The sequence below is a fragment of the Microvirga sp. HBU67558 genome, assembly GCF_018069605.1.
GTDB lineage: Bacteria > Pseudomonadota > Alphaproteobacteria > Rhizobiales > Beijerinckiaceae > Microvirga > Microvirga terrae.
On sequence record NZ_JAGPUP010000304.1, the window covers coordinates 1 to 1,089 of the forward strand.

Below are 1,089 nucleotides of genomic sequence, written 5' to 3' on the forward strand. Positions count from 1 at the left end.
GACGGATACTCGATCCAGCTGAACACCACGGTCTCGTCGTCCTTGGCCTGCACCGAGCGGCGGAAATCCGTGAGCTTGCCGTCCGGCACGTCGTCGCCCCAGCACTCCACCATCCGGGTGGCGCCGAACTCCTTGAACAGGGGAGCGGCCTCGGCGGCGTGGCGGCGGTATTCTTCCTTCTTGTCCGCCGGCACGGCGAGCACGAAGCCATCGACATATGTCATTGCGTATCTCCCTTGAGACTCCTGGAATCGGAGCCGGATGCCGCAGCGCTTCCCGCGCCTGTTCTACTTGACAAATCAGTTGATATCAACATAATCAGGCAATGTCAAACCCTCAGGACGTGCCCTACGAGACCACCCGCCTGATCCGCGACGCCTGCCTGTGCCTGCACGTCCAGCGCGCCGCTCGCGCCCTGTCGCGGTTGTTCGACGAGGCCCTGCGGCCTGTCGGGCTGACCTCGGGGCAGTTCTCACTGCTGAACGCGCTCAATCGTCCCGCACCGCCGTCCATCGCCCCGGTGGCGCAGCTGCTCGCCATGGACCGGACTACGCTGACGGCCGCCCTGAAGCCGCTGGAGCGGGACGGCCTAGTGGCCATCGCCCGGGATCCCGAGGACCGCCGCAATCGCCTCCTGCGCCTCACCGACAAGGGCAGGGAGGTCCTGGCCTCGGCCATCCCAATCTGGCGGGAAACCCATGACAACGTTGAAGCCTGCTTGGCCGAGAGGGAGCCCTCTGATCTAAGAGGAGCACTCAAGGCCCTCTCCTGAGATCATCGGTCGCCCGACTCGGGGAGATCGGATAAAGCCTACTCGCTCGATGGGTTCAGCGCCGGTCAGGCCTGTGTGTTTTCACCACCCCGGCTGCCCGAAGGCGGGATCCGGGCCCAGACTTCCGCGGCCCGTGCGATCATCACGCCTACAGCACGCTGGATTGCTGCATTGTTCGTACTGACCCGTGCGCTCTGAAGAAGGGATCGGCGCAAGATCTGCTCCTGGTTGAGCGCTAACGCAGTACGTAGTAGGAACATGCTCTCCAACGCAGGTGTGTCGAGCGGGCCGGCGGCCTAATACGCCTCGGTTCGGGC

At 64.6% G+C, this 1,089-nt stretch carries 2 protein-coding genes; one reads left to right on the forward strand and one right to left on the reverse strand.

Annotation, left to right across the window (positions count from 1 at the left end; genetic code table 11):
* On the reverse strand, positions 1 to 224 hold a 224-nt coding region (locus KBI52_RS01380; protein WP_210804855.1), incomplete at its 3' end, for a DUF1428 domain-containing protein.
* A 101-nt stretch (positions 225 to 325) separates the two neighbouring features.
* Here KBI52_RS01380 and KBI52_RS01385 point away from each other — a divergent pair.
* Positions 326 to 772 carry a MarR family winged helix-turn-helix transcriptional regulator gene (locus KBI52_RS01385; protein WP_210804856.1) on the forward strand — a complete coding sequence of 149 codons (447 nt, stop codon included), beginning with the start codon at positions 326 to 328 and terminating at the stop codon, positions 770 to 772.
* The last annotated feature ends 317 nt before the right edge of the window (positions 773 to 1,089 follow it).

Coding starts and splice junctions, on each gene's coding strand:
- KBI52_RS01385 (WP_210804856.1), top strand. CDS start 326: ATGTCAAACCCTCAGGACGTGCCCTACGAGACCACCCGCCTGATCCGC.